Raw genomic sequence first — 21,956 nt, 5'->3', positions numbered from 1 at the left:
GTGGATGCTGACGAGTTTCTACGCGAATGAGTGCCGCCATGCCCGACCGTGCCAGTGACCCCTCCCGAGCCTGGGAGGAGTGGCGTGCCGAGCGGCACCGCTCCGTCACCGGTCCCACCGGGAACCTCGCCCTCGTCGAGACCCGCTGGCTGCCCGCGGGCGAGCGCCCCGACCTCACGGCGGCCCGCGCCGGGCAGCGCGACAGCGTGACCGTCACCACCGTCGAGCGCACCGACATGGTGACCGGCGAGCCTGAGTACGCGCTGCGGTTCTGGGACGCCGAGTCCCCCGCGATCCAGAACTTCGAGCGCACCGACGCGTTCCCGTTCGACCCGGCCTGGGTCCTGGACGCCACGTACACCCCCGTCGAGGACGGCCGCCGCGTCGCCTTCGAGCACATCCGGGACAACGGCGGCACTCGCGACCTCGCGGTCCCCGGCGACATCGCCCTCACCGTCGACGGCACCGACTACACGCTCAGCGCCTTCGACGACGACGGCACGCTGCTGCTCGTCTTCGGCGACCCGACCAACGGGACGGCCACCTACGGCGCGGGCCGGTTCCTCTTCGTCGAGCACACGGGAGAGGGGCGGGTGCGGCTCGACTTCAACCGCGCGTTCGTCCCGCCGTGCGGCTTCTCCGATCAGTACAACTGTCCGATGCCGCCGCGGCAGAACCGCTTCCAGCTGCCCGTGGAAGCGGGCGAGAAGCTCCCCGTCTTCCGCGACGGCTTCGCCGACCAGCACTGATCCCCGCGCTCCCCCTCCCCGCGCCCCGCACGAAGGCAGCCTCCATGAACCTCCCCAAGAAGCCCCTGTCCGCCGGTGTGCTCACCGTCGCCCTCGCCGTGACCCTCGCCGCGTGCGGCGGCTCCGGCGACAACAACAGCAACGGCGCCAGTGGCTCGTACGACAAGAACGCCACGGTCAACATCGGCTCCCTGTACGAGCCGCAGAACCTGGACAACACCGGAGGCGGCGGCCAGGGTGTCACCGAGGCGCTCAACGGCAATGTCTACGAGGGCCTGTTCAAGCTCACCGACGACGGCAAGGTCGACAACCTCCTCGCCAAGGACTACAAGGTCTCCGGCGACGGGCTCACCTACACCTTCGCCCTGCGCGACGGCGTGAAGTTCCACAGCGGCAAGGCGCTGACCAGCAAGGACGTCAAGTACAGCCTGGAGAAGGTGCTCGCGCCGGACTCGCAGTCCGCGCGCAAGAGCAACCTCGAGGTCATCAAGGCGGTCGACACCCCCGACGCGAAGACCGTGAAGGTCACGCTGAAGCAGAAGTCGATCTCCTTCGTCTACAACCTCTCCTACGTCTGGATCATCAACGACCAGGCGAAGAACCTGAAGACGACCGAGGACGGCACGGGCCCGTACAAGCTGGGCAAGTGGACGCGCGGCTCCGCGCTCAGCCTCGACCGCTTCCCCGCCTACTGGGGCACCGCCGCCACGAACAAGCAGGTCGTCCTCCACTACTACAAGGACGCGACCGCGCTGAACAACGCGCTTCTGACGAACGCCGTGGACGTCGTCACCAGCGAGCAGTCGCCCGACGCCCTCGACCAGTTCAAGTCCAACCAGAGCTACAAGGTCAACGACGGCAACTCGACGACCAAGCTCCTGCTCGCCTTCAACGACAAGGCCAAGCCCTTCACGGACGTCAAGGTCCGCAAGGCCGTCTCGTCCGCGATCGACGACAAGAAGCTCCTCGAGTCCGTCTGGGGCGGATACGGCAAGGAGATCGGGTCGATGGTGCCGCCCACCGACCCCTGGTACGAGGACCTGACCAAGGTCAACGCGTACGACCCGGCCGAGGCCAAGAAGCTGCTCAAGGAAGCCGGTTACGCGAAGGGCTTCAGCTTCACGCTGGACACCCCGAACTACGACCCGCACCCGACGGCCGCCACCTTCATCAAGTCGCAGCTCGCCAAGGTCGGCATCACCGTCAAGATCAACACGATCACGCCCGACGAGTGGTACACGAAGGTCTACAAGAACCACGACTTCTCGGCCACGCTCCAGGAGCACGTCAACGACCGTGACGTCGTCTGGTACGGCAACCCCGACTTCTACTGGGGCTACGACAACAAGCAGGTCGTCAAGTGGGTCGAGGACGCCGAGAAGGCGTCGTCGACCCGGCAGCAGACCGACATCCTCAAGAAGGTCAACCGCAAGACCGCCGAGGACGCCGCCAGCGACTGGCTGTACCTGTACCCGCAGATCGTCGTCGCCAACAGCAAGCTGTCCGGCTACCCGCTCAACGGCCTGAACTCGCAGTTCTTCGCGTACGACATAAAGAAGGGCTGATGACCGGCTATCTCCTGCGCCGCCTCGCCTTCCTCGTCGTCTCCCTGGTCCTCGCGAGCATCGTCCTGTTCGTGCTCCTGAGGATGCTGCCCGGCGACCCGGCGAACGCCCTCACCTCCGTGGGCGCCTCACCGGAGCAGATAGCGGCGGCACGGCACGCCATCGGATCCGACAAACCGCTGCCCGAGCAGTTCACCCACTGGATACGGCAGCTCGCGACCGGCGACCTCGGCACGTCCTTCGTCAGCTCGCTGCCCGTCGGACCCGAGGTCGTCCAGCGCCTGAGCGTGACCGTGCCGCTGACCCTGTCCGCGTTCGTGCTCGCCGTGCTGATCGCGGTCCCGGCCGGCTTCGTCGCCGCGTACAAGCGCCGGACCTGGTACGGCGCCCTGCTCAGCGGGGTGTCCCAACTGGGCATCGCCGTACCGGTGTTCTGGCTCGGCATGATCCTCATCGTCGTGTTCTCGCTGAACGCGGGCTGGTTGCCGTCCGGCGGCTTCCCGCAGGACGGCTGGTCCGACCCCGCGCAGGCGATCCGCTCACTTGTCCTGCCCGTCGTCACCATCGCCCTGGTCATGTCGGCGTCCCTGATCCGCTACGTCAGATCGGCGACGCTCGACGTCCTCGACAGCGACTTCCTGCGCACCTCGCGCGCCCTCGGCTCGTCCTTCGGACAGGCCATGTGGCGCCACGGACTGCGCAACGCCTCCGTGCCGGTCATCTCGATCCTCGGCATCGAACTGGCGTCGACCCTGCTCGGTGCGGTCGTCGTCGAGTCCGTGTTCGCGCTGCCGGGGCTCGGCTCCCTGCTCGCCACCGGCATCGCCCAGCACGACTACCCCGTCATCCAGGGCGTCCTGTTCGTCTCCACCCTCGCCGTGCTGCTCATCGGCTTCGCCGCCGACCTCGTGCAGCGGATCATCGACCCACGGCTGCGCGACCGGCTCTCGGGAGGCGCCCGATGAAGCGTTCCGCAACGCTGTGGACGGGGTGCGTCCTCGCCGGACTCATCGCGCTCATCGCCCTCATCTCCCTCTTCTGGCTGCCGTACGACCCCTCCGACACCTCCGGCGGACGGCTCGCCGGGCCGGGCGACGGACACCTGATCGGCACCGACAAGCTCGGCCGCGACCTGCTGACGCAGCTCATGACCGGGTCCAGGATCGCGATCGCGGCCGGGCTCGGGTCCGTCCTGATCGCGGCCGTCGTCGGCATCACGCTCGGCCTCGTAGCGGCGTTCGCGCAGGGCTGGTTCGACGACACGGTCTCGGCCCTGCTCGACATCCTCATCGCGTTCCCGACACTGCTGCTCGCCATGCTGATCGTCTCCGCCCGCTCGGCGACCCTCACCTCGGCGATCATCGCGATCGGCCTCGCCCAGAGCGCGATCGTCGCGCGCCTCACCCGGATCCTGGCCAAACGCGTCCTCGCGCAGGACTACATCACCGCCTCACGCACCTCCGGCACGTCCTGGCCGCGGATCGTCGGCGAGCACGTGCTGCCCAACGTCTGGCCGACGCTCTCGGTCAACCTGGCGCTCCAGTTCGGACTCGCCGTCCTCGCCGAGGCGAGCCTGTCCTACCTCGGCCTCGGCGCCCCGCCGCCCAACGCCTCGTGGGGGCGCATGCTCCAGGAGGCCCAGGCGACGTTCACGACCGCGCCGGCGGGCGCCCTCGCGCCCGGCATCCTCCTCGTCCTGCTCGTCATCGGCGTCAACCTCGTCGCCGACGGCCTGCGCGACACCTTCGACCCGGCCCGGCGCAGGAGGACAGCGGCATGAGCCTGCTCGACGTACGCGACCTCACCATCCGCACCGGCGACGGCCGCGACCTCGTCTCCGGCCTCAGTTTCTCCGTCGGCCGGGGCGAACGGCTCGGCCTCATCGGCGAGTCCGGGTCCGGCAAGTCACTCACCACCCTCGCCGTGCTCGGCCTGCTCCCCGACGGGATGACCGCCACGGGCAGCGTCGAACTCGACGGCACCCAGATCGTCGGCGCGAGCGAGAAGCGGCTCGTCGACGTACGCGGCCGCGCCGCCGCGATCGTCTTCCAGGAGCCGCTGACCGCGCTCGACCCGCTCATGCGCGTGGGCCGGCAGCTCGCCGAACCGCTGCGCCGCCGCCGCGGCCTCAAGGGCGACGCGCTCCGCAAGGCCGTCGCCGAAGCCCTCGAACAGGTCAGGCTGCCCGAACCCGGGCGCATCGCCCGCGCGTTCCCGCACGAGATCTCCGGCGGCCAGCGCCAGCGCGTGGCCCTCGCCATGGCGCTCGCCTGCGACCCCGGCCTGCTCATCGCCGACGAGCCGACCACCGCGCTCGACGTCACCGTGCAGTCCGAGATGCTCGTCCTGCTCGACACCCTCGTCGGCGAGCGCGGCATGGCCGTCCTCTTCGTCAGCCACGACCTGGCCGTCGTCTCGCGGGTCACCGACCGCGTCCTCGTGATGAAGGACGGGCGCGCCGTCGAGGACGGGACGGTACGCGACCTGGTGCGCGCGCCCCGGCAGGCGTACACGAAGGCGCTTGTCGACAGCGCGCGGAAGCTCGAATCCGCCCTCGACCTGGGAGAGCCCCGATGACCGCGGTACTGGAACTCGACTCGGTCGGACACACCTACCGGGGGAGCGCGGCGCCCGTCGTCGAGGACGTCTCCCTCAAGGTCGACGCGGGCCACAGCCTCGCGCTCGTCGGCGAGTCGGGGGCCGGCAAGACGACCCTGCTCCGGCTGCTGCTCGGCCTCGCGGGCCCCGGCACCGGCACGGTCCGCTTCGACGGGGACCCGCTGCGGCTCGGCGACCGCGAGCAGATGCGTCGCTTCCGGAGCGCCGTGCAGTGCGTCTTCCAGGACCCGTACGCCTCCCTCGACCCGCGCCAGCGCGTCAGCCGCATCGTCGCCGAGCCGCTGCGCTCGCTCGGCGTGGCCACCGGCGCCGCCGCGCACGCGAAGGTCGCCGAGGCCCTCGAACAGGTCGGGCTCCCGGCGGACGCGGCGTCGCGCTACCCGCACGAGTTCTCCGGCGGCCAGCGCCAGCGCATCGCCATCGCCCGGGCCACCGTGTGCGACCCGCGCGTCCTGCTCGCCGACGAACCCGTCAGCGCGCTCGACGTCACCACCCGCGTCAAGGTCGTCGACCTGCTCGGCGAGCTCAAGCGGGAGCGGGGCCTGACCATCGTCATGGTCTCCCACGACCTGTCCGTGGTGGCCGCCCTGTGCGAACGGACCGCCGTACTCGAACGCGGACGCGTCGTCGAGCAGGGCGAGACCCGTGACGTGCTCGGATCGCCCGAACACCCCTACACGCGGAGGCTGCTCGACAGCGTTCCCCGGCTGCCTGTCTGATCAGATGAGGGCCGCCGGACGGCCCTGTAGTCTCCCCGTCATGACCCAGGACGACGTCGTCACCATCGGGCCTCTCGACCTCGCGGAACACGTGGACGAGGCACTGGCCGTGCAGGCGTACGCCTTCGGCCTGAGCGACGACGAGATCGCCGTGCGCCGGCAGATCGTGCTGCGGCACCTCACCTACCCCGGAGCACGCGCCCTCGGCGCCCACACCGAGGGAGGCCGACTCGTCGGCTTCGTCTACGGCATGCCGAACGACCGCGCCCACTGGTGGTCCACCGTGGTGGAGCCCTATCTGCGCTCGCGCTCGCTGGACGGATGGCTCGACGACTCCTTCGTGATCACCGAGCTGCACGTCCACCCCCGCTACCAGAACCGCGGGATCGGCCGGTCCCTCATCACGACCATCACGGACAGCGCCGACGAGCCCAGGTCGATCCTCTCGGCCATCGACTTCGACAGCCCGGCCCGCGGCCTGTACCACTCGCTCGGCTACGAGGACCTCGCCCGGCAGGTCGTCTTCCCCAGCGCTCCCCGGCCCTACGCGGTCATGGGCGCACCGCTCCCGCTGCGTCGCTGAAGGCAGCCGATTTCCGGGCGCGGGACGGACCCGGCTAACCTCCTGCACATCCCTACCTTTCGCAGCAGGAGTCAAAATCATGGCCCAGGTCCAGCGCATGTCCCGGTTGATGGTCAAGACACTGCGTGACGACCCGGCCGACGCCGAGACGCTCAACCACAAGCTGCTCGTCCGGGCCGGGTACGTGCGCCGCACGGCCGCCGGCATCTGGTCCTGGCTGCCGCTGGGCAAGAAGGTCCTCGAGAACGTCGCCCGCGTGGTCCGCGAGGAGATGGACGACATGGGCGGCCAGGAGGTCCTGCTCCCCGCCCTGCTGCCCAAGGAGCCCTACGAGGCGACGGGACGCTGGGAGGAGTACGGCCCCGAGCTGTTCCGCCTCAAGGACCGCAAGGGCGCGGAGTACCTCCTCGGCCCGACCCACGAGGAGATCTTCACGCAGCTGGTCAAGGACCAGTGCTCGTCCTACAAGGACCTGCCCGTGATCCTCTACCAGATCCAGGCGAAGTACCGCGACGAGGCCCGCCCGCGCGCCGGCATCCTGCGCGGCCGCGAGTTCCTCATGAAGGACTCGTACTCCTTCGACACCACCGACGAGGGCCTGGCCGAGTCGTACGCCCTGCACCGCGAGGCGTACATCAAGATCTTCGAGCGCCTCGGCCTCGACCACCGCATCGTCTCCGCCGTCTCCGGCGCGATGGGCGGCTCGGCCTCCGAGGAGTTCCTCGCCCCGGCCCCGGCCGGCGAGGACACCTTCGTCGACTGCCCGGCCTGCGACTACGCCGCCAACACCGAGGCCGTCACCTTCGCCGCGCCGGTCCCCGCGAGCGCCGAGCACCCGGCCGTCGAGGAGCTCGACACCCCCGACACCCCGACCATCGAGACCCTCGCCGCCCACCTCGGCGTCCAGGCCTCGGAGACCCTGAAGAACCTCCTGGTCAAGGTCGACGGCGAGATCGTCGCCGTGGGCGTGCCCGGCGACCGCGAGGTGGACCTCGGCAAGCTCGGCGAGCACCTCTCCCCGGCCGTCGTCGAGCTCGTCACGGCCGAGGACTTCGAGGGCCGCGACGACCTCGTACGCGGCTACGTGGGCCCGCAGGGCCTGGAGAAGGTCCGCTACATCGCCGACCCGCGCATCGCCGCCGGCACGGCCTGGATCACCGGCGCCAACAAGCCCGGCAAGCACGCGAAGAACGTCGTCGCGGGCCGCGACTTCGAGGTCGACGACTACCTCGACGTCGTCGTGGTCGAGGCGGGCGACCCCTGCCCCAAGTGCGGCACCGGCCTGCGCCTGGACCGCGCCATCGAGATCGGCCACATCTTCCAGCTCGGCCGCAAGTACGCCGACGCCTTCCAGCTGGACGTCCTCGGCAACCAGGGCAAGCCGGTCCGCGTGACCATGGGCTCGTACGGCATCGGCGTCTCCCGCGCGGTGGCCGCCCTCGCCGAGCAGACCGCGGACGACAAGGGCCTGTGCTGGCCCAAGGAGATCGCCCCGGCCGACGTCCACGTGGTCGCCGCCGGCAAGGCCCTCCAGACGGAGCTGGCGCTCGACGTCTCCCAGAAGCTGGGCGCCGCCGGAGTCCGCGTCCTGGTCGACGACCGCGCCGGTGTCTCGCCGGGCGTGAAGTTCACCGACGCCGAACTGATCGGTGTCCCGCAGATCCTCGTCGCCGGCCGCCGCTCGGCCGAGGGCATCGTGGAACTGAAGGACCGCAAGACCGGCGAGCGCGAGGAAGTGACGGTCGAAGAGGCCATCGCGCGCCTCACGGCCTGATACGCGAGCACTGAGGGCCGGGACGTGATGTCCCGGCCCTCAGTCATGTTCCGCGACGAGCCCGTCCGGCCCGCACGCGACAACCGTCAGAGCCAGCCCGCGAACTCCAGCAACAACTCCGCGTCCCGCCCACGCCCCACGCGCAGGGCCCGTACACCGGACTCCACCGCACGGAACAGCGTCCAGCCGCGCAGCCGCTCCTGGTCCACGTCGAGGGACTCCGCGAGCCGCTTCACGCGCCGCCGCGTCGTCGCCGCACCGGACGGCGACGCGATCAGGTCCTCCACCCGGTCCCTGACGAGCCGCGCGAGATCGAAGGCGCACTCGCCGACGACCGGGTCGGGCCCGACCGCGAGCCACGGCGTCCGCTCCCCGGCCAGCACCTTGCTCTGCCGGAACGTCCCGTGCAGCAGCCGCACCTCCGGCGGAGCCACGAGCAGCTCGTCCCGCGCCGTGAGCGCCGCGTCGACCAGGGGCACGACATCCGGCTCCGCGGCGGCGGTGGCCCGCATCGCCTCGGCCTGACGGCCCGTCCGGTCGGCGACCGTCTCGCAGGAACGCCAGGAAGGCGGCTCCACCCACAGCCTGCGCAGCGTGCCTGCCGCCTCCAACAGCGCCTTCGCCTCGGGCAGCGAGCGCACCGACACCTCGGGATGCAGCCGCTCCAGGAGCAGACCGTCCCCGTCGCCGAGCACCTGCACCGCCCCGAAGCCGTTCCAGTGGGTGAGAGCCGCGTGCTCGGCCTCCGGGCGGAAGCGCTCCGGCGCCAGTTTGAGGACGGCGGGCGACCCGTCGGCCCGCCGCACCAGGACGACGAGGCTGCTGCGCCCGCCCGGCACATGCACCCGCTCGACCGTCAACTCAAGCCGTTCCACGGCCCCTTGAAGGATCTCCGGCAGCCTCGCCAGCCACGCGGACGCCCCGTCGTCCCGCACCTCGCCGAGCGCGTTGACCAGCCGCTTCGGCGGTTCGAAAGACATGCGCGAGTAACTCCCTTCCCCGTGACCGTCCCCGTGACCGCGGACCGTACGTGTGACCGTGCCGGCTACGCCTGCGGTGTCGCGGACGCTTCGGGCGCCGCGGACCGCTCGGCGAGACCAGGGAAGGCTACGCTGCCGCCCCGCCACCGCACCGCCCGCACCGCCGCCTCGCGCAGCGCGTCCGCCGCCCTACTGCGCCGTGCGCCCTCGGAGGCCCGCACCAGGTCCGAGTAGACCCCGGCGACGCGGTCCTCGATGTCCGCCGCGAGCCGCGCGGCCGCCGCCGGGTCCGGTACGGGGAAGGGCAGCGCGTAGGCGCCCGCGGACGGCTCGGGCTCGCCGCCGAGGTCGCGGACCGTGCGCCGCAGATCGTCGCGGCGCGCACGGTGGGAGTCGTACGCGGTGCGCGCCTCGGGCCTGCGGGCCTCGCTGATCCGGCCGCCCACGACGCCGTAGCCGTACACGGCCGCGTGCTCGGCGGCCAGCGCGGCCTGGACCGCGGTGAGGAGCTGCTTGTCGCTGTCGTCCTTGTCGCGCATGTCGGCCATGTCAGTCCTTCGTCAGCAGATACGCGTGGCCGGCGCCCGCGGCGGCCACCGAGGCCAGCAGGCGCGCCAGTTCGGCGGGGGCCTCGACCAGGGCGGCCGCACGGCGGTCGGCGAGTTCCCGCTCGGCCTTCGCCAGTGCGCTCACCGCGTCCTTCTCGGAGGCCGGCGAGGCGGACGGCGAGGGAGAGGCGGGCGCGGCCGGGCGAGCCGGCGCACCGAAGGTCTTCGCGTGCCGGGCCACCTCGTCGCGCAACGGGCCGAGCCGCGCGGCCAGGGCCGGATGGGCCGCGAGCGCGGCCTCGTAACGGTCGAGCAGGTCGCCGCTGTCGCGGGCGGCGCGCGCCTTGATCCGCTGTGTGGCGGAGGCGCTGCGGGCGCCCCTGGCACCGTCCGACGCGGGGTCCTCGTCGTCGGAACAGCCCGTCAGGAGCGCGGCCCCGGCCACCGAGGCCAGCAGGCTCCTTCTACGCGGCCCCGCGGGGGCCCCAGTGGTCAACGGCACGGCAGACGTCCTCGGCAGGAAGGATGGCAGGAAGGTTTCAGCAGGAGCGGCGGGCGGCAGGCCCGGTGATCACCGTACCTTCGGCCCCTGCCTGGTGGACGGCAACACCCCCCCGGACCGGATACCCTTTGACCTGACGCACGACGAGACCACAACAGCACACGCGGCCGAGGAGTCACCCGGATGAGCACCACCCAGAGCGAGAGGCTGCGGTCACTACTCGAACCGCTCGTGAGCTCCCAGGGCCTCGATCTCGAAGAGATCGAAGTGGCATCGGTCGGACGTAAGCGAGTGCTGCGAGTCGTCGTCGACTCCGATTCCGGAGCGGATCTGGACCAGGTCGCCGATGTGAGCCGTGCGCTCTCGGCGAAGCTGGACGAGACGGACGCCATGGGCGAGGGCGAGTACGACCTCGAGGTCGGCACCCCGGGCGCCGAGCGGCCGCTGACCGAGCACCGGCACTACCTGCGTGCGGTCGACCGCCTGGTGAAGTTCCAGCTGGCCGACGGCGCCGACACCGAGCTCGTCGCGCGGATCCTGAAGGTCGACGACGAGGGCCTGGACCTCGAGGTGCCCGGCGTGAAGGGGCGCAAGCCCACCGCCCGCAGGCTCACCTTCGACGACATCGCCAAGGCGCGTGTCCAGGTCGAGTTCAACCGTAAGAACAAGAACGAAGAGAATGCAGAGGAGGCGTAGCCGTGGACATCGACATGAGTGCCCTGCGGGGTCTGGTGCGAGAGAAGGAGATCTCCTTCGACCTGCTGGTCGAAGCGATCGAGTCGGCCCTCCTCATCGCCTACCACCGCACCGAGGGAAGCCGTCGCCACGCGCGCGTGCGCCTCGACCGTGAGAGCGGACATGTGACGGTGTGGGCGAAGGAGGACCCGGCGGACCTCGAAGAGGGCCAGGAGGCCCGGGAGTTCGACGACACCCCGTCCGACTTCGGCCGTATCGCCGCGACGACCGCGAAGCAGGTCATCCTGCAGCGGCTGCGCGACGCCGAGGACGACGCGACGCTCGGCGAGTACGCCGGCCGCGAGGGCGACATCGTGACGGGTGTGGTCCAGCAGGGCCGCGACCCGAAGAACGTGCTCGTCGACATCGGCAAGCTCGAGGCCATCCTGCCGGTGCAGGAGCAGGTCCCGGGCGAGGACTACCAGCACGGCATTCGCCTTCGCTCGTACGTGGTGCGCGTGGCGAAGGGTGTGCGCGGTCCTTCCGTGACCCTGTCGCGCACGCACCCGAACCTGGTGAAGAAGCTGTTCGCGCTCGAGGTCCCCGAGATCGCCGACGGTTCCGTGGAGATCTGCGCCATCGCGCGCGAGGCCGGGCACCGCACGAAGATCGCGGTCCGCTCGACCCGCTCCGGCCTGAACGCCAAGGGCGCCTGCATCGGCCCGATGGGCGGCCGTGTGCGCAATGTCATGGCCGAGCTCAACGGCGAGAAGATCGACATCGTCGACTGGTCCGACGACCCGGCCGACATGGTGGCCAACGCCCTGTCCCCGGCGCGCGTGTCCAAGGTCGAGGTCGTGGACATGGCCGCCCGCTCGGCACGGGTGATCGTGCCGGACTACCAGCTGTCGCTCGCCATCGGCAAGGAGGGCCAGAACGCCCGCCTCGCCGCGCGGCTCACGGGCTGGCGGATCGACATCCGTCCGGACACCGAGCAGCAGCCGGCGGAGTAGCGACCACAAAGATCACGACAACAACCGTTCGATTTTTGCCCCAAAGGGGTGAGGTCGGTGCGGGGAGGTAGACTTAAGCGTGTCTGGCCGGACGCATGCCGGTGCATGCCCAGAGCGCACGTGTGTGGGATGCCGGGAGCGAACGGCCAAGAGCGATCTGCTGCGCATCGTGGTGATCGAGGGTGAATGTGTCCCCGATCAGCGCGGTACGCTGCCCGGCCGGGGTGCGTACGTGCACCCCGCCCTGGTCTGTCTCGACCTGGCGGTCCGCCGCCGGGCGTTCCAGAGGGCGTTCAAAGCCCCTGGACCGTTCGATACGGAGGCACTGCGCCACCGCGTCGAGCAGGTAACACCGTAGAACGTGCCGTACGGGACCCCGTGCGGTCCTGGTACCCCCGCGAGTTGGAAGTAGGTCGAGATTGCGATGAGCACTCGATGAGCACGCGATGAGTACGCCCATGAAGTAGCGACGGTCCGGCGTAACCCGGACCTAAAAGGAGCGAAGTGGCTAAGGTCCGGGTATACGAACTCGCCAAGGAGTTCGGGGTGGAGAGCAAGGTCGTCATGGCCAAGCTCCAAGAACTCGGTGAATTTGTCCGTTCGGCGTCCTCGACGATCGAGGCGCCTGTAGTACGCAAGCTGACTGACGCCCTCCAGCAGGGCAGTGGCGGCGGCAAGCCCGCCGCCCGCAAGGCCGCGCCCGCGAAGCCCTCGCCGGCCCGTCCGACCCCGTCTCCGGCGCAGGCCGCAAAGCCTGCTGCTCCGCGCCCGCCGGCTCCTAAGCCTGCCGTCGCGGAGAAGCCCGCTGCCGCCGCCCCGGTGACCCCGGCCGCCGGTCAGCGTCCGACGCCCGGCCCGAAGCCGGCTCCGCGTCCCGCGGCTCCGGCCCCGGCCGCGCCCGAGTTCACGGCGCCGCCCGCGGCTCCGGCCGCTCCCGCTGCCCAGGCCCCCGCGGCCTCCCCGGCAGCCGGTCCGCGTCCGGGTGCCCGTCCCGGTGCCCCCAAGCCCGGTGGCGCCCGCCCGGCCGGTCCCGGCCAGGGTGCTCAGGGTCAGGGTCGTGGCGACCGCGGTGACCGCGGTGACCGCGGTGACCGTCAGGGTGCCCCGCGCCCCGGCGGCCAGGGTCAGGGCCAGCGTCCCGGCGGTCGTCCCGCCGGCCCGCGTCCCGGTAACAACCCGTTCACCTCTGGTGGCTCCACCGGCATGGCGCGCCCCCAGGCGCCCCGTCCCGGCGGTGCCCCGCGTCCCGGCGGCGGCCAGGGTGGCCCCGGCGGCCCGCGCCCGCAGGGTGGCCCCGGTGGCGCCCCGCGTCCGCAGGGTCAGGGCGGTGCCCGTCCGACTCCGGGCGGCATGCCCCGTCCGCAGGCCGGCGCTCCGCGTCCGGGTGGTGCCCCCGGTGGTAACCGTCCGAACCCGGGCATGATGCCGCAGCGTCCCGCTGCCGGCAGCCCGCGTCCCGGTGGTGGCCCCGGCGGTGGCCGTGGTCCCGGCGGCGGCGGTCGCCCGGGTGGCGGCGGCGGTCGTCCCGGTGGCGGCGGCGGCTTCGCCGGCCGTCCGGCCGGTCCCGGTGGCGGCGGTGGCGGTTTCGCCGGTCGTCCCGGTGGCGGCGGTGGCGGTTTCGCCGGTCGTCCCGGTGGCGGTGGCGGCTTCGCCGGTCGTCCCGGTGGCGGTCGTCCCGGTGGTCCCGGTGCCCGTGGTGGCACGCAGGGTGCGTTCGGCCGTCCCGGCGGGCCCGCCCGTCGTGGCCGTAAGTCGAAGCGGCAGAGGCGCCAGGAGTACGAGGCCATGCAGGCCCCGTCGGTCGGCGGCGTCATGCTGCCTCGCGGCAACGGACAGTCCGTCCGTCTGTCGCGCGGTGCCTCCCTCACCGACTTCGCGGAGAAGATCAACGCCAACCCGGCGTCGCTCGTCGCCGTGATGATGAACCTCGGCGAGATGGTCACTGCCACGCAGTCCGTCTCCGACGAGACGCTGAAGCTCCTCGCGGATGAGATGAACTACATCCTCGAGATCGTCAGCCCCGAGGAGGAGGACCGCGAGCTGCTCGAGTCCTTCGACATCGAGTTCGGCGAGGACGAGGGTGGCGAGGAGTTCCTCGTCGCGCGTCCGCCGGTCGTGACCGTCATGGGTCACGTCGACCACGGTAAGACCCGACTGCTCGACACCATCCGCAAGACGAACGTCGTCGCGGGCGAGGCCGGCGGTATCACGCAGCACATCGGTGCGTACCAGGTCTCCACCGAGGTCAACGACGAAGAGCGCCGCATCACCTTCATCGACACCCCGGGTCACGAGGCGTTCACCGCCATGCGTGCCCGTGGTGCGAAGTCGACGGACATCGCGATCCTCGTGGTCGCGGCGAACGACGGCGTGATGCCGCAGACGATCGAGGCGCTCAACCACGCGAAGGCGGCCGGCGTGCCGATCGTCGTGGCGGTCAACAAGATCGACGTCGAGGGTGCCGACCCGACCAAGGTGCGCGGTCAGCTCACCGAGTTCGGTCTGGTGGCCGAGGAGTACGGCGGCGACACGATGTTCGTCGACATCTCCGCCAAGCAGGGTCTGAACATCGACTCCCTGCTCGAGGCCGTGGTCCTGACCGCGGATGCCTCGCTCGACCTGCGGGCCAACCCGGAGCAGGACGCGCAGGGTATTGCGATCGAGTCCCACCTCGACCGTGGCCGCGGTGCCGTTTCGACCGTCCTGGTCCAGCGCGGCACGCTGCGCATCGGCGACACGATGGTGGTCGGCGACGCGTACGGCCGTGTCCGCGCGATGCTCGACGACAACGGGAACAACGTCGAGGAAGCGGGTCCCTCGACCCCCGTCCTCGTCCTTGGTCTCACCAACGTCCCGGGTGCCGGCGACAACTTCCTGGTGGTCGACGAGGACCGTACGGCCCGTCAGATCGCCGAGAAGCGTGCCGCTCGCGAGCGCAACGCCAACTTCGCGCGGCGCGGTGTCCGGTTCTCCCTGGAGAACCTGGACGAGGCCCTCAAGGCCGGTCTGGTGCAGGAACTCAACCTCATCATCAAGGGCGACGCGTCCGGTTCGGTGGAGGCTCTCGAGTCCTCGCTGCTCCAGCTCGACGTCGGTGAAGAGGTCGACATCCGCGTCCTGCACCGCGGCGTGGGTGCGGTCACCGAGTCGGACATCGACCTGGCGACCGGTTCCGACGCGATCGTCATCGGCTTCAACGTCCGCGCTGCGGGCCGCGCGGCCCAGATGGCGGACCGCGAGGGCGTCGACGTCCGCTACTACTCGGTGATCTACCAGGCCATCGAGGAGATCGAGGCGGCCCTCAAGGGCATGCTCAAGCCGGAGTACGAAGAGGTCGAGCTCGGCACGGCGGAGATCCGCGAGATCTTCCGCTCGTCCAAGCTGGGCAACATCGCCGGTGTGCTCGTCCGGTCCGGCGAGGTCAAGCGCAACACCAAGGCGCGCCTGCTGCGCGATGGCAAGGTCATCGCGGAGAACCTCAACATCTCCGGGCTGCGTCGTTTCAAGGACGACGTCACCGAGATCCGCGAAGGCTTCGAGGGCGGTATCAACCTCGGAAACTTCAACGACATCAAGATCGACGACGTCATCGCGACGTACGAGATGCGCGAGAAGCCGCGCGCCTGATCCGCGCACGGTGAAGGTCGGGGCCGGTCGGCGGGACGAAATCCCGTCGATCGGCCCCGGCCGTTCCGTGTACGGTTCTGGTGTCCCCGCCAAGTGGTTGGTGGGGCCACGAACCCGAACCGGCGGGACATCCGGACACACATGTATGTGGGGACTCTGTCCTTTGATCTGCTCCTCGGCGACGTTCGCTCGCTGAAGGAGAAACGCTCCGTGGTCCGCCCGATCGTCGCCGAACTTCAGCGCAAGTACGCGGTGAGTGCGGCGGAGACCGGGAACCAGGAACTTCACCGCAGGGCCGAGATCGGCCTGGCGATGGTCTCCGGGGACACGGGGCACCTCACCGACGTACTGGACCGGTGCGAGCGTCTTATCGCCGCCCGTCCCGAGGTGGAGCTGCTCTCCGTTCGACGCAGGCTCCACGGCGACGAAGACTGACTTTAAGAGCAAGGCGAAGAAGGAGACGGCGCAGTGGCCGACAACGCGCGGGCGAAAAGGCTGGCGGACCTCATCCGAGAGGTGGTGGCCAAGAAGCTCCAGCGGGGGATCAAGGACCCGCGGCTCGGTACGCATGTGACCATCACGGACACCCGGGTGACGGGTGACCTGCGGGAGGCGACCGTCTTCTACACGGTCTACGGCGACGACGAGGAGCGTGCCGCTGCCGCGGCCGGCTTCGAGAGCGCCAAGGGCGTACTCCGTTCGGCGGTGGGCCAGGCGGCCGGTGTGAAGTTCACGCCGACCCTGGCCTTCGTGGCGGACGCGCTGCCGGACAACGCCAAGGCCATCGACGACCTCCTCGACAAGGCCCGGATCTCGGACGAGAAGGTCCGGGAGGCGTCTGCCGGTGCCGAGTTCGCCGGGGGCGCGGACGCGTACCGCAAGCCCGAGGACGAGGACGGCGCGGACGAGGACGGCGAAGCCTCGGAATGACGCAGAAGAACACCCCGACGCCCGACGGTCTTGTCATTGTCGACAAGCCGTCGGGCTTCACTTCGCACGACGTGGTGGCCAAGATGCGCGGGATCGCGAAGACCCGCCGCGTCGGCCACGCGGGCACGCTCGACCCCATGGCGACCGGAGTCCTGGTCCTCGGCGTGGAACGGGCGACCAAGCTGCTCGGCCATCTCGCGCTGACCGAGAAGGAGTACCTCGGCACGATCCGGCTCGGCCAGAACACGCTGACCGACGACGCCGAGGGCGACCTCACCTCGTCCACCGACGCGTCCGGCGTGCGCCGCGACGCGATCGACGCCGGGGTCGCCAAGCTGACCGGCGCCATCATGCAGGTGCCGTCCAAGGTCAGCGCCATCAAGATCAACGGCGTACGTTCCTACAAGCGGGCCCGTGAGGGCGAGGAGTTCGAGATCCCGGCGCGGCCGGTCACCGTCTCGTCCTTCACCGTCTACGACATCAGGGACGCGGTCGCCGAGGACGGCACCCCGGTCCTCGATCTGGTCGTCTCGGTGGTCTGCTCGTCCGGGACGTACATCCGGGCCCTCGCCAGGGACCTGGGCGCGGACCTGGGCGTCGGCGGTCACCTCACGGCGCTGCGGCGCACGCGGGTCGGCCCCTACAAGCTGGACTCCGCGCGTACCCTCGACCAGCTCCAGGAGGAGCTGACGGTGATGCCCGTGGCGGACGCCGCCACCGCCGCGTTCCCCCGCTGGGACGTGGATGCCAAGCGCGCCAAGCTGCTGCTCAACGGGGTCCGTCTGGAGGTGCCCGGCGAGTACGCGGGCGCCGGGCCAGTCGCCGTGTTCGACCCCGAGGGTGTGTTCCTCGCGCTCGTGGAGGAGTCGAAGGGCAAGGCGAAGAGCCTCGCCGTCTTCGGCTGATCTCTTCGCCGCCCCCCGCCGTGGAGCGGCGCGCGCAGTCAGCCGCGTGCCGCTCCACGAACCCCCCCTCCAAGGGTCTATCCATCACCCCCGATCTGTTCACCCCTTCGGGCGGGCGCTCGGAGTGAACCGAGGGAGTGGAAGGGGGCGCGTTCGCTCTGGCGCCTGTTCCGCTGATCACCACGCGCCTACCGTCGGTCCTACGGGGCGTGGCGGGAGGTTCGACGATGGCGGGACGTGGCCCCCGGGCCGGCGACGGGGACGCGACGGATCCCGGGACCGGGCCGCCCCTCGTCCATGTCTTCGATCTGGCCGGACGCCCGCGCGGCGCCGGCTTCGTCGCCGACGACCACGGCACCGTCGTCACCAGCCATGAAGTGGTCGACGGACTCGGCCGCGTCGTGCTGCGCGCGCCCGGCGGGATCACCTGTGTCGTGGGCGCCGCCGACGTCGTCCCGCTCCCCGAATCGGCCCTCGCGCTCATCCGCACCGACGCGACGGAGGGCCTCGGGATGCGTCCGCTGCCGGTGGCCGTCCGGGGCCCGGCCGGAGCGGGGGCCTATGTGCGGATCGCCGCCGGGGGCTGGCGCGAGGCGCGCGTCCTCGGTCGTGCCGACGTCACGTACACCGCGACCGACCGCTTCCATATCGTTCCCGGGGTCATGGAGCTGGCCATCGGCACGGACGGCCGTGACGCGCTGCGGCTCGGGGGAGGGGCGGCCGGGGGACCCGTCGTCGACGCGGCTTCGGGCGCCGTCCTCGCCGTTCTCGGCACGGCGCTCGAAGCCGGGCATGGGGCCGCCGCCGGATTTGCGGTGCCGCTGAGGGAGGCCGCTGCCGCCGACCCGGAGGGGCCTCTCGCCGCGCTCCTGGCGCGGAACGCGGCCACCGTGCCGGTGTACGGGGACGACCTCAATCCGGCGGGCGCGCTCCAGCTGACGGCCACGTCGGTCGGGTCCGACGGGCCGGGTGGGATCCTCGACCCGGAGCCGGTCGAACGGCCCGAAGTGGCAAGGGAGTTCGCCGCGTTCGAGGCGTCCGCCGCGGCGGTCCTGGCCCTCGTGGGAGCGCCGGGCAGCGGCCGTACGACGGAGCTCGCCGCCTGTGCCGCGCGACGCGGCCGCGGGGCCCATCCCGCTCCCACCCTCTGGCTGCGCGGCGCGGACCTGCACGGCGACGACCGGAGCGTGGCCGACGCCGCGAGGCGGACGCTGGTCAGGGCCGGGCGCATCGTCGCGGCGTCACTGCCCGGGGCCGTCCCCGGAGAGACCGGCGAGCCCGGGGGCGCGGAGCCCGGCGGTGTCGGTGTCGGCGATGTGTCACCGGAGCGGATCGCGGCGCTCGCATGCGCCGCCGGCCGGCCCCTCGTCCTGCTGCTCGACGGGCCCGAGGAGATGCCGCCCGTCCTGGCGCACCGGCTGACGGAGTGGACCGAGGGCACGGCGCGCTGGCTGCGGGAGACCGGCGTGCGGCTCGTCGTGGCGTGCCGGGGCGAGTACTGGGAGCGCGCGGGCGAGCTGTTCCCGCCTGGTGTGCTGTACGGACGGACCGGGCGGCTGCCCGCCTGTGTCCCGCTGGGGGAGCTGACCGGCGACCAGGCCCGCGTGGCGCGGGAGCGGTACGGGCTGCCCGAGGACGCGCTCGCCGGCCGGGACGCACGCCATCCGCTCGCGCTGCGGCTCCTCGCCGAGGTGCGGGCCGCGCTGCCCGGGCCCGTGCCGGGCAGCGCCGACCGGGACGCCGTCTTCGCCGCGTATCTCGACCTCATGTGCCTGCGGGTGGCGGTGCGCCTCGCCGCTGTGAACGGGTTGCGCGGCACGGCCGTGCGCAGGCTCGCCGCCCGGGTGTCCGGTCAGGTCCACGAGGCGGCGCGGCGCTGTCTGGGGCCGGGGCAGGGCGAGTTGGACCGGGAGGCGTTCGAGGAGGTGTTCCCCTGGGGCGCGCTGCCGGGGCGGCGCGGCGGGGGCGTCACGGCGTGGGCCCCGGCCGTCCTCACCGAAGGCGTACTCGTCCCTGCGGGGCGCGGCTACCGGTTCGCGCACGAGGAGGTCGCCGACTGGATCCAGGGCATGCACCTGGACCTGGACGAGGCGCTGCGGGCGCTCGTCCACCGCGACCGGGACGGCGGCCGGGCCGCGCCCGCGGTGCCCGTGCCCCGGCACCGCGCGGGCCCCGTCGTCCAGGCCCTCCTCCTCGTCGAACGCCAGCAGGGGCCGGCCCAACTCGGCGCACACCTGGCCGAGTTGGCGCTCAGGTCCCTCACGCCCGGCGACGCCGACGCGTCCTGGTGGGCGGCCCACCTCGTCGAGGAGGCGCTCCTGCGCGTGCCCGACGCCACTCCCTATCTCGGGGTGCTCGAACCGCTCGCCGACCGCGGACGCCTCGACCCCTCGTTCTGGCGCCGGATTCCCGTCACGGACGCCGACCGCCTCGGTCTCCTGCGCCGCCTCGTCGTGCACGATCCCCCGCCGGGGAGCCACGACCGCCACCTGGACACCGTCGCCGACCTGCTCACCGCGGACCCGGCCGGCGTCCAGGTCCACCTCACGCGCTGGTTCGACGACGCGCGGCCGCTGCCCGCCCTGCCCGACGCGACCGTCGCCACCGCGGCCCAGGCGCTCCTGCACACCCACCGGCACCGCGCCGTCGACGACCTCACCGAGGCCCTCGCCGACTGCGCGCACCCGCACGCCGACGAACTCCTCGCCGTACTCGCCGACGAGGAGCCGTCCGCGCTGTGCCGCGCCGTCGACCGCTGGGCCCGCGACGAGCGCCCCGCCCGCCGCTCGTCCGCCGTCACCTACGCGCTGCGGGTCGCCCCGCACGTCACCACCGACGCCGATCACGGCCTGCTGCGCTACGCCGCGCTCGCCCTGCTCGCCCGCACCACCGACAGCGCCCGGCACGGCGCCGCGCTCGCCCTCCTCGTGCGTGACCCGCAGACCCGCGACACCTATCTGGCGCGCGCCCTGGAGCGGTTCGCGGAGGGCGATGCCCAGTTGCCCGTGAGCGCGCTCGCCGCCGCGCTCGCCACGCACCCGGAGCCGGTTCTCCGCGCCTTCCGGGCCCGTGTGCGGGAGCCGGGCGGTGCGGCCGACGTGCTGGGGGCACTCGCCGGCGTGACCGCGCCCGCGCTCGCGCGGCGGGCGGCCGCCCTCGTCGAGGACCTCTCGGCGGACCGGCCCGACACCGCTGAGGACGTCGCCGCGTACGTCGACCGGTGCCTGGAGCACGGGCCGGCCGGGCGGGCGGTGCTCTTTCCCCTCGTCACAGGGCTGCTCCGGACCTGTCCGGCCCCCGGGCGCGCCGCGCTCGCGCCCGTCCTCGCCGCACCCGGCACCGGCGCCTCACGCGCCCTGCGCGGCGAGCTCCTCGACGTACTGCTCACCCACGAGGACGACCCGGACGTGCTCGACGCCGTACTGCGGACCGCCGCTCGCAGCGCCGGGGGCGCCGGAGTGACCCGCACCCGAGACCTTGTGCGGCGCACCGGACAACGGCTCGTCCGCACTCCGGAGGGAGCCGCCCGCTTCGACCGCGCGCTCGTCGAGTTCGCCGACTCGGTGCCCGGGTTCGCCGCCCTACTCGTCCAGTGGCTGGCGGGGGCGCCGCGCGAGTGGGCCGCCCTCGTCGGGCCGAGCGCCCGCCGCGTGATCGGGGATCTGGCCGGGGTACGCGTACCCGCCTGACCTGCCCCGGCCGGTACGGCGCCTCCCGATGCGGGGCGTGGGCGCTCGGCATGGCACTCTTAGACCTGCGTATTCGGCAAAGAGACGTAACAGTCGTACACAGGTTCGCGAGGAGCAATCACCGTGCAGCGCTGGCGTGGCTTGGAGGACATCCCCCAGGACTGGGGGCGCAGCGTCGTCACCATCGGCTCCTACGACGGAGTGCACCGCGGCCATCAGTTGATCATCGGCCGGGCCGTCGAACGGGCCCGTGAGCTCGGTGTGCCCGCGGTCGTCGTCACCTTCGACCCGCACCCCAGCGAGGTCGTGCGCCCCGGCAGCCACCCTCCGCTGCTCGCTCCGCACCACCGGCGCGCGGAACTGATGGCCGAGCTCGGCGTCGACGCCCTGCTGATCCTGCCGTTCACCACCGAGTTCTCAAAGCTGTCGCCGGCCGAGTTCGTCGCGAAGGTCCTGGTCGACAAGCTGCACGCGCGCCTCGTCGTCGAGGGGCCGAACTTCCGCTTCGGTCACCGCGCCGCGGGAGATGTCGCGTTCCTCGCCGAGCAGGGCACGACGTACGACTTCGAGGTCGAGGTCGTCGATCTGTACGTGAGCGGCTCGGCGGGCGGCGGCGAGCCCTTCTCGTCCACGCTGACCCGTCGGCTCGTCGCCGAAGGTGACATGGAGGGCGCGCGCGAGATCCTCGGCCGCCCGCACCGCGTCGAGGGCGTGGTCGTGCGCGGCGCCCAGCGCGGCCGTGAGCTGGGCTTCCCGACCGCCAACGTCGAGACGCTCCCGCACACCGCGATCCCGGCGGACGGCGTCTACGCGGGCTGGCTGCACGTCGGGGACGAGGCGATGCCCGCCGCGATCTCGGTGGGTACCAACCCGCAGTTCGACGGCACCGAGCGCACGGTCGAGGCCTACGCCATCGACCGCGTGGACCTCGATCTGTACGGGCTGCACGTCGCCGTCGACTTCCTCGCCTACGTGCGCGGCATGGCGAAGTTCGACTCGGTCGAGGCGCTCCTGGTCGCCATCGCGGACGACGTGAAGCGGTCCCGGGAACTGCTCGAGGCGTACGAGGGGGAGTAGG

The 21,956-nt window shown here is 71.8% G+C and carries 20 protein-coding genes; 17 read left to right on the top strand and 3 right to left on the bottom strand.

Going from position 1 to position 21,956, the window contains the following annotated elements:
- Positions 1-26 precede the first annotated feature (26 nt).
- From OG456_RS10300 to OG456_RS10265, 8 genes are all read left to right on the top strand, one after another.
- On the top strand, positions 27-749 hold the full coding sequence (locus OG456_RS10300) for a DUF1684 domain-containing protein (protein ID WP_266559453.1): 723 nt from the start codon (positions 27-29) through the stop codon (positions 747-749).
- 44 nt (positions 750-793) lie between these two features.
- Entirely contained in the window at positions 794-2,314 is a 1,521-nt protein-coding gene (locus tag OG456_RS10295) for an ABC transporter substrate-binding protein (protein ID WP_266559451.1), read from the top strand.
- On the top strand, positions 2,314-3,279 hold the full coding sequence (locus OG456_RS10290; RefSeq protein ID WP_266559449.1) for an ABC transporter permease: 966 nt from the start codon (positions 2,314-2,316) through the stop codon (positions 3,277-3,279). Before OG456_RS10295 ends, OG456_RS10290 begins: the two co-directional genes overlap by 1 nt.
- Positions 3,276-4,094: an ABC transporter permease gene (locus tag OG456_RS10285; RefSeq protein WP_266559447.1), complete on the top strand. Its 819-nt coding sequence runs from the start codon at positions 3,276-3,278 to the stop codon at positions 4,092-4,094. Before OG456_RS10290 ends, OG456_RS10285 begins: the two co-directional genes overlap by 4 nt.
- The gene (locus OG456_RS10280; RefSeq protein ID WP_266559445.1) at positions 4,091-4,891 is read left to right on the top strand and encodes an ABC transporter ATP-binding protein; all 801 of its coding nucleotides are present in this window, start codon (positions 4,091-4,093) and stop codon (positions 4,889-4,891) included. The genes OG456_RS10285 and OG456_RS10280 overlap by 4 nt, the downstream gene beginning before the upstream one ends.
- On the top strand, positions 4,888-5,652 hold the full coding sequence (locus OG456_RS10275) for an ABC transporter ATP-binding protein (RefSeq protein WP_266559443.1): 765 nt from the start codon (positions 4,888-4,890) through the stop codon (positions 5,650-5,652). Before OG456_RS10280 ends, OG456_RS10275 begins: the two co-directional genes overlap by 4 nt.
- A gap of 40 nt (positions 5,653-5,692) precedes the next feature.
- Positions 5,693-6,235 (top strand): GNAT family N-acetyltransferase, encoded by a 543-nt coding sequence (locus OG456_RS10270; protein WP_266559441.1) that lies wholly within the window; start codon positions 5,693-5,695, stop codon positions 6,233-6,235.
- Between the two features lie 79 nt (positions 6,236-6,314).
- A complete protein-coding gene (locus OG456_RS10265) occupies positions 6,315-8,009 on the top strand; it encodes a proline--tRNA ligase (protein ID WP_266559439.1) in 1,695 nt (564 codons plus the stop codon).
- Positions 8,010-8,095: 86 nt separating this feature from the next.
- Here OG456_RS10265 and OG456_RS10260 read toward each other — a convergent pair whose 3' ends face one another.
- The 3 genes from OG456_RS10260 to OG456_RS10250 all read right to left on the bottom strand — a co-directional run bounded on the left by OG456_RS10260 (position 8,096) and on the right by OG456_RS10250 (position 10,039).
- Positions 8,096-8,989, bottom strand: a complete 894-nt coding sequence (locus OG456_RS10260; protein WP_266559437.1) for an aminoglycoside phosphotransferase family protein — start codon at positions 8,987-8,989, stop codon at positions 8,096-8,098.
- Positions 8,990-9,054: 65 nt separating this feature from the next.
- A complete protein-coding gene (locus OG456_RS10255; RefSeq protein WP_266559435.1) occupies positions 9,055-9,537 on the bottom strand; it encodes a ferritin-like domain-containing protein in 483 nt (160 codons plus the stop codon).
- Between the two features lies 1 nt (position 9,538).
- A complete protein-coding gene (locus tag OG456_RS10250; RefSeq protein WP_266559433.1) occupies positions 9,539-10,039 on the bottom strand; it encodes a hypothetical protein in 501 nt (166 codons plus the stop codon).
- Positions 10,040-10,222: 183 nt separating this feature from the next.
- On the opposite strand from OG456_RS10250, the gene rimP reads away from it, so the two are divergent.
- From rimP to OG456_RS10205, 9 genes are all read left to right on the top strand, one after another.
- A complete protein-coding gene (rimP, locus tag OG456_RS10245; RefSeq protein ID WP_266559431.1) occupies positions 10,223-10,735 on the top strand; it encodes a ribosome maturation factor RimP in 513 nt (170 codons plus the stop codon).
- Between the two features lie 2 nt (positions 10,736-10,737).
- Positions 10,738-11,727 (top strand): transcription termination factor NusA, encoded by a 990-nt coding sequence (gene nusA, locus OG456_RS10240; RefSeq protein WP_266559429.1) that lies wholly within the window; start codon positions 10,738-10,740, stop codon positions 11,725-11,727.
- 79 nt (positions 11,728-11,806) lie between these two features.
- Positions 11,807-12,085 carry a YlxR family protein gene (locus OG456_RS10235; protein ID WP_266559427.1) on the top strand — a complete coding sequence of 93 codons (279 nt, stop codon included), beginning with the start codon at positions 11,807-11,809 and terminating at the stop codon, positions 12,083-12,085.
- 146 nt (positions 12,086-12,231) lie between these two features.
- Positions 12,232-15,354 carry a translation initiation factor IF-2 gene (gene infB / locus OG456_RS10230; RefSeq protein WP_266559425.1) on the top strand — a complete coding sequence of 1,041 codons (3,123 nt, stop codon included), beginning with the start codon at positions 12,232-12,234 and terminating at the stop codon, positions 15,352-15,354.
- Between the two features lie 141 nt (positions 15,355-15,495).
- Positions 15,496-15,789, top strand: coding sequence for a DUF503 domain-containing protein (locus OG456_RS10225; RefSeq protein WP_266559423.1), 294 nt, complete (start codon positions 15,496-15,498; stop codon positions 15,787-15,789).
- A 33-nt stretch (positions 15,790-15,822) separates the two neighbouring features.
- Positions 15,823-16,284, top strand: coding sequence for a 30S ribosome-binding factor RbfA (gene rbfA, locus OG456_RS10220; RefSeq protein WP_266559421.1), 462 nt, complete (start codon positions 15,823-15,825; stop codon positions 16,282-16,284).
- A complete protein-coding gene (truB, locus tag OG456_RS10215; RefSeq protein WP_227297573.1) occupies positions 16,281-17,189 on the top strand; it encodes a tRNA pseudouridine(55) synthase TruB in 909 nt (302 codons plus the stop codon). The genes rbfA and truB overlap by 4 nt, the downstream gene beginning before the upstream one ends.
- Before the next feature lie 227 nt (positions 17,190-17,416).
- Positions 17,417-20,878: a serine protease gene (locus tag OG456_RS10210; protein WP_266559418.1), complete on the top strand. Its 3,462-nt coding sequence runs from the start codon at positions 17,417-17,419 to the stop codon at positions 20,876-20,878.
- A 123-nt stretch (positions 20,879-21,001) separates the two neighbouring features.
- Positions 21,002-21,955 carry a bifunctional riboflavin kinase/FAD synthetase gene (locus OG456_RS10205; protein ID WP_266559416.1) on the top strand — a complete coding sequence of 318 codons (954 nt, stop codon included), beginning with the start codon at positions 21,002-21,004 and terminating at the stop codon, positions 21,953-21,955.
- The last annotated feature ends 1 nt before the right edge of the window (position 21,956 follow it).

Origin of the sequence: Streptomyces sp. NBC_01446 (assembly GCF_026340095.1) — a bacterium.
Lineage (GTDB): Bacteria > Actinomycetota > Actinomycetes > Streptomycetales > Streptomycetaceae > Streptomyces > Streptomyces aureus.
The sequence above is the reverse complement of the archived record's forward strand: the minus strand, read 5'-3'. Positions and strand labels throughout refer to the sequence as shown.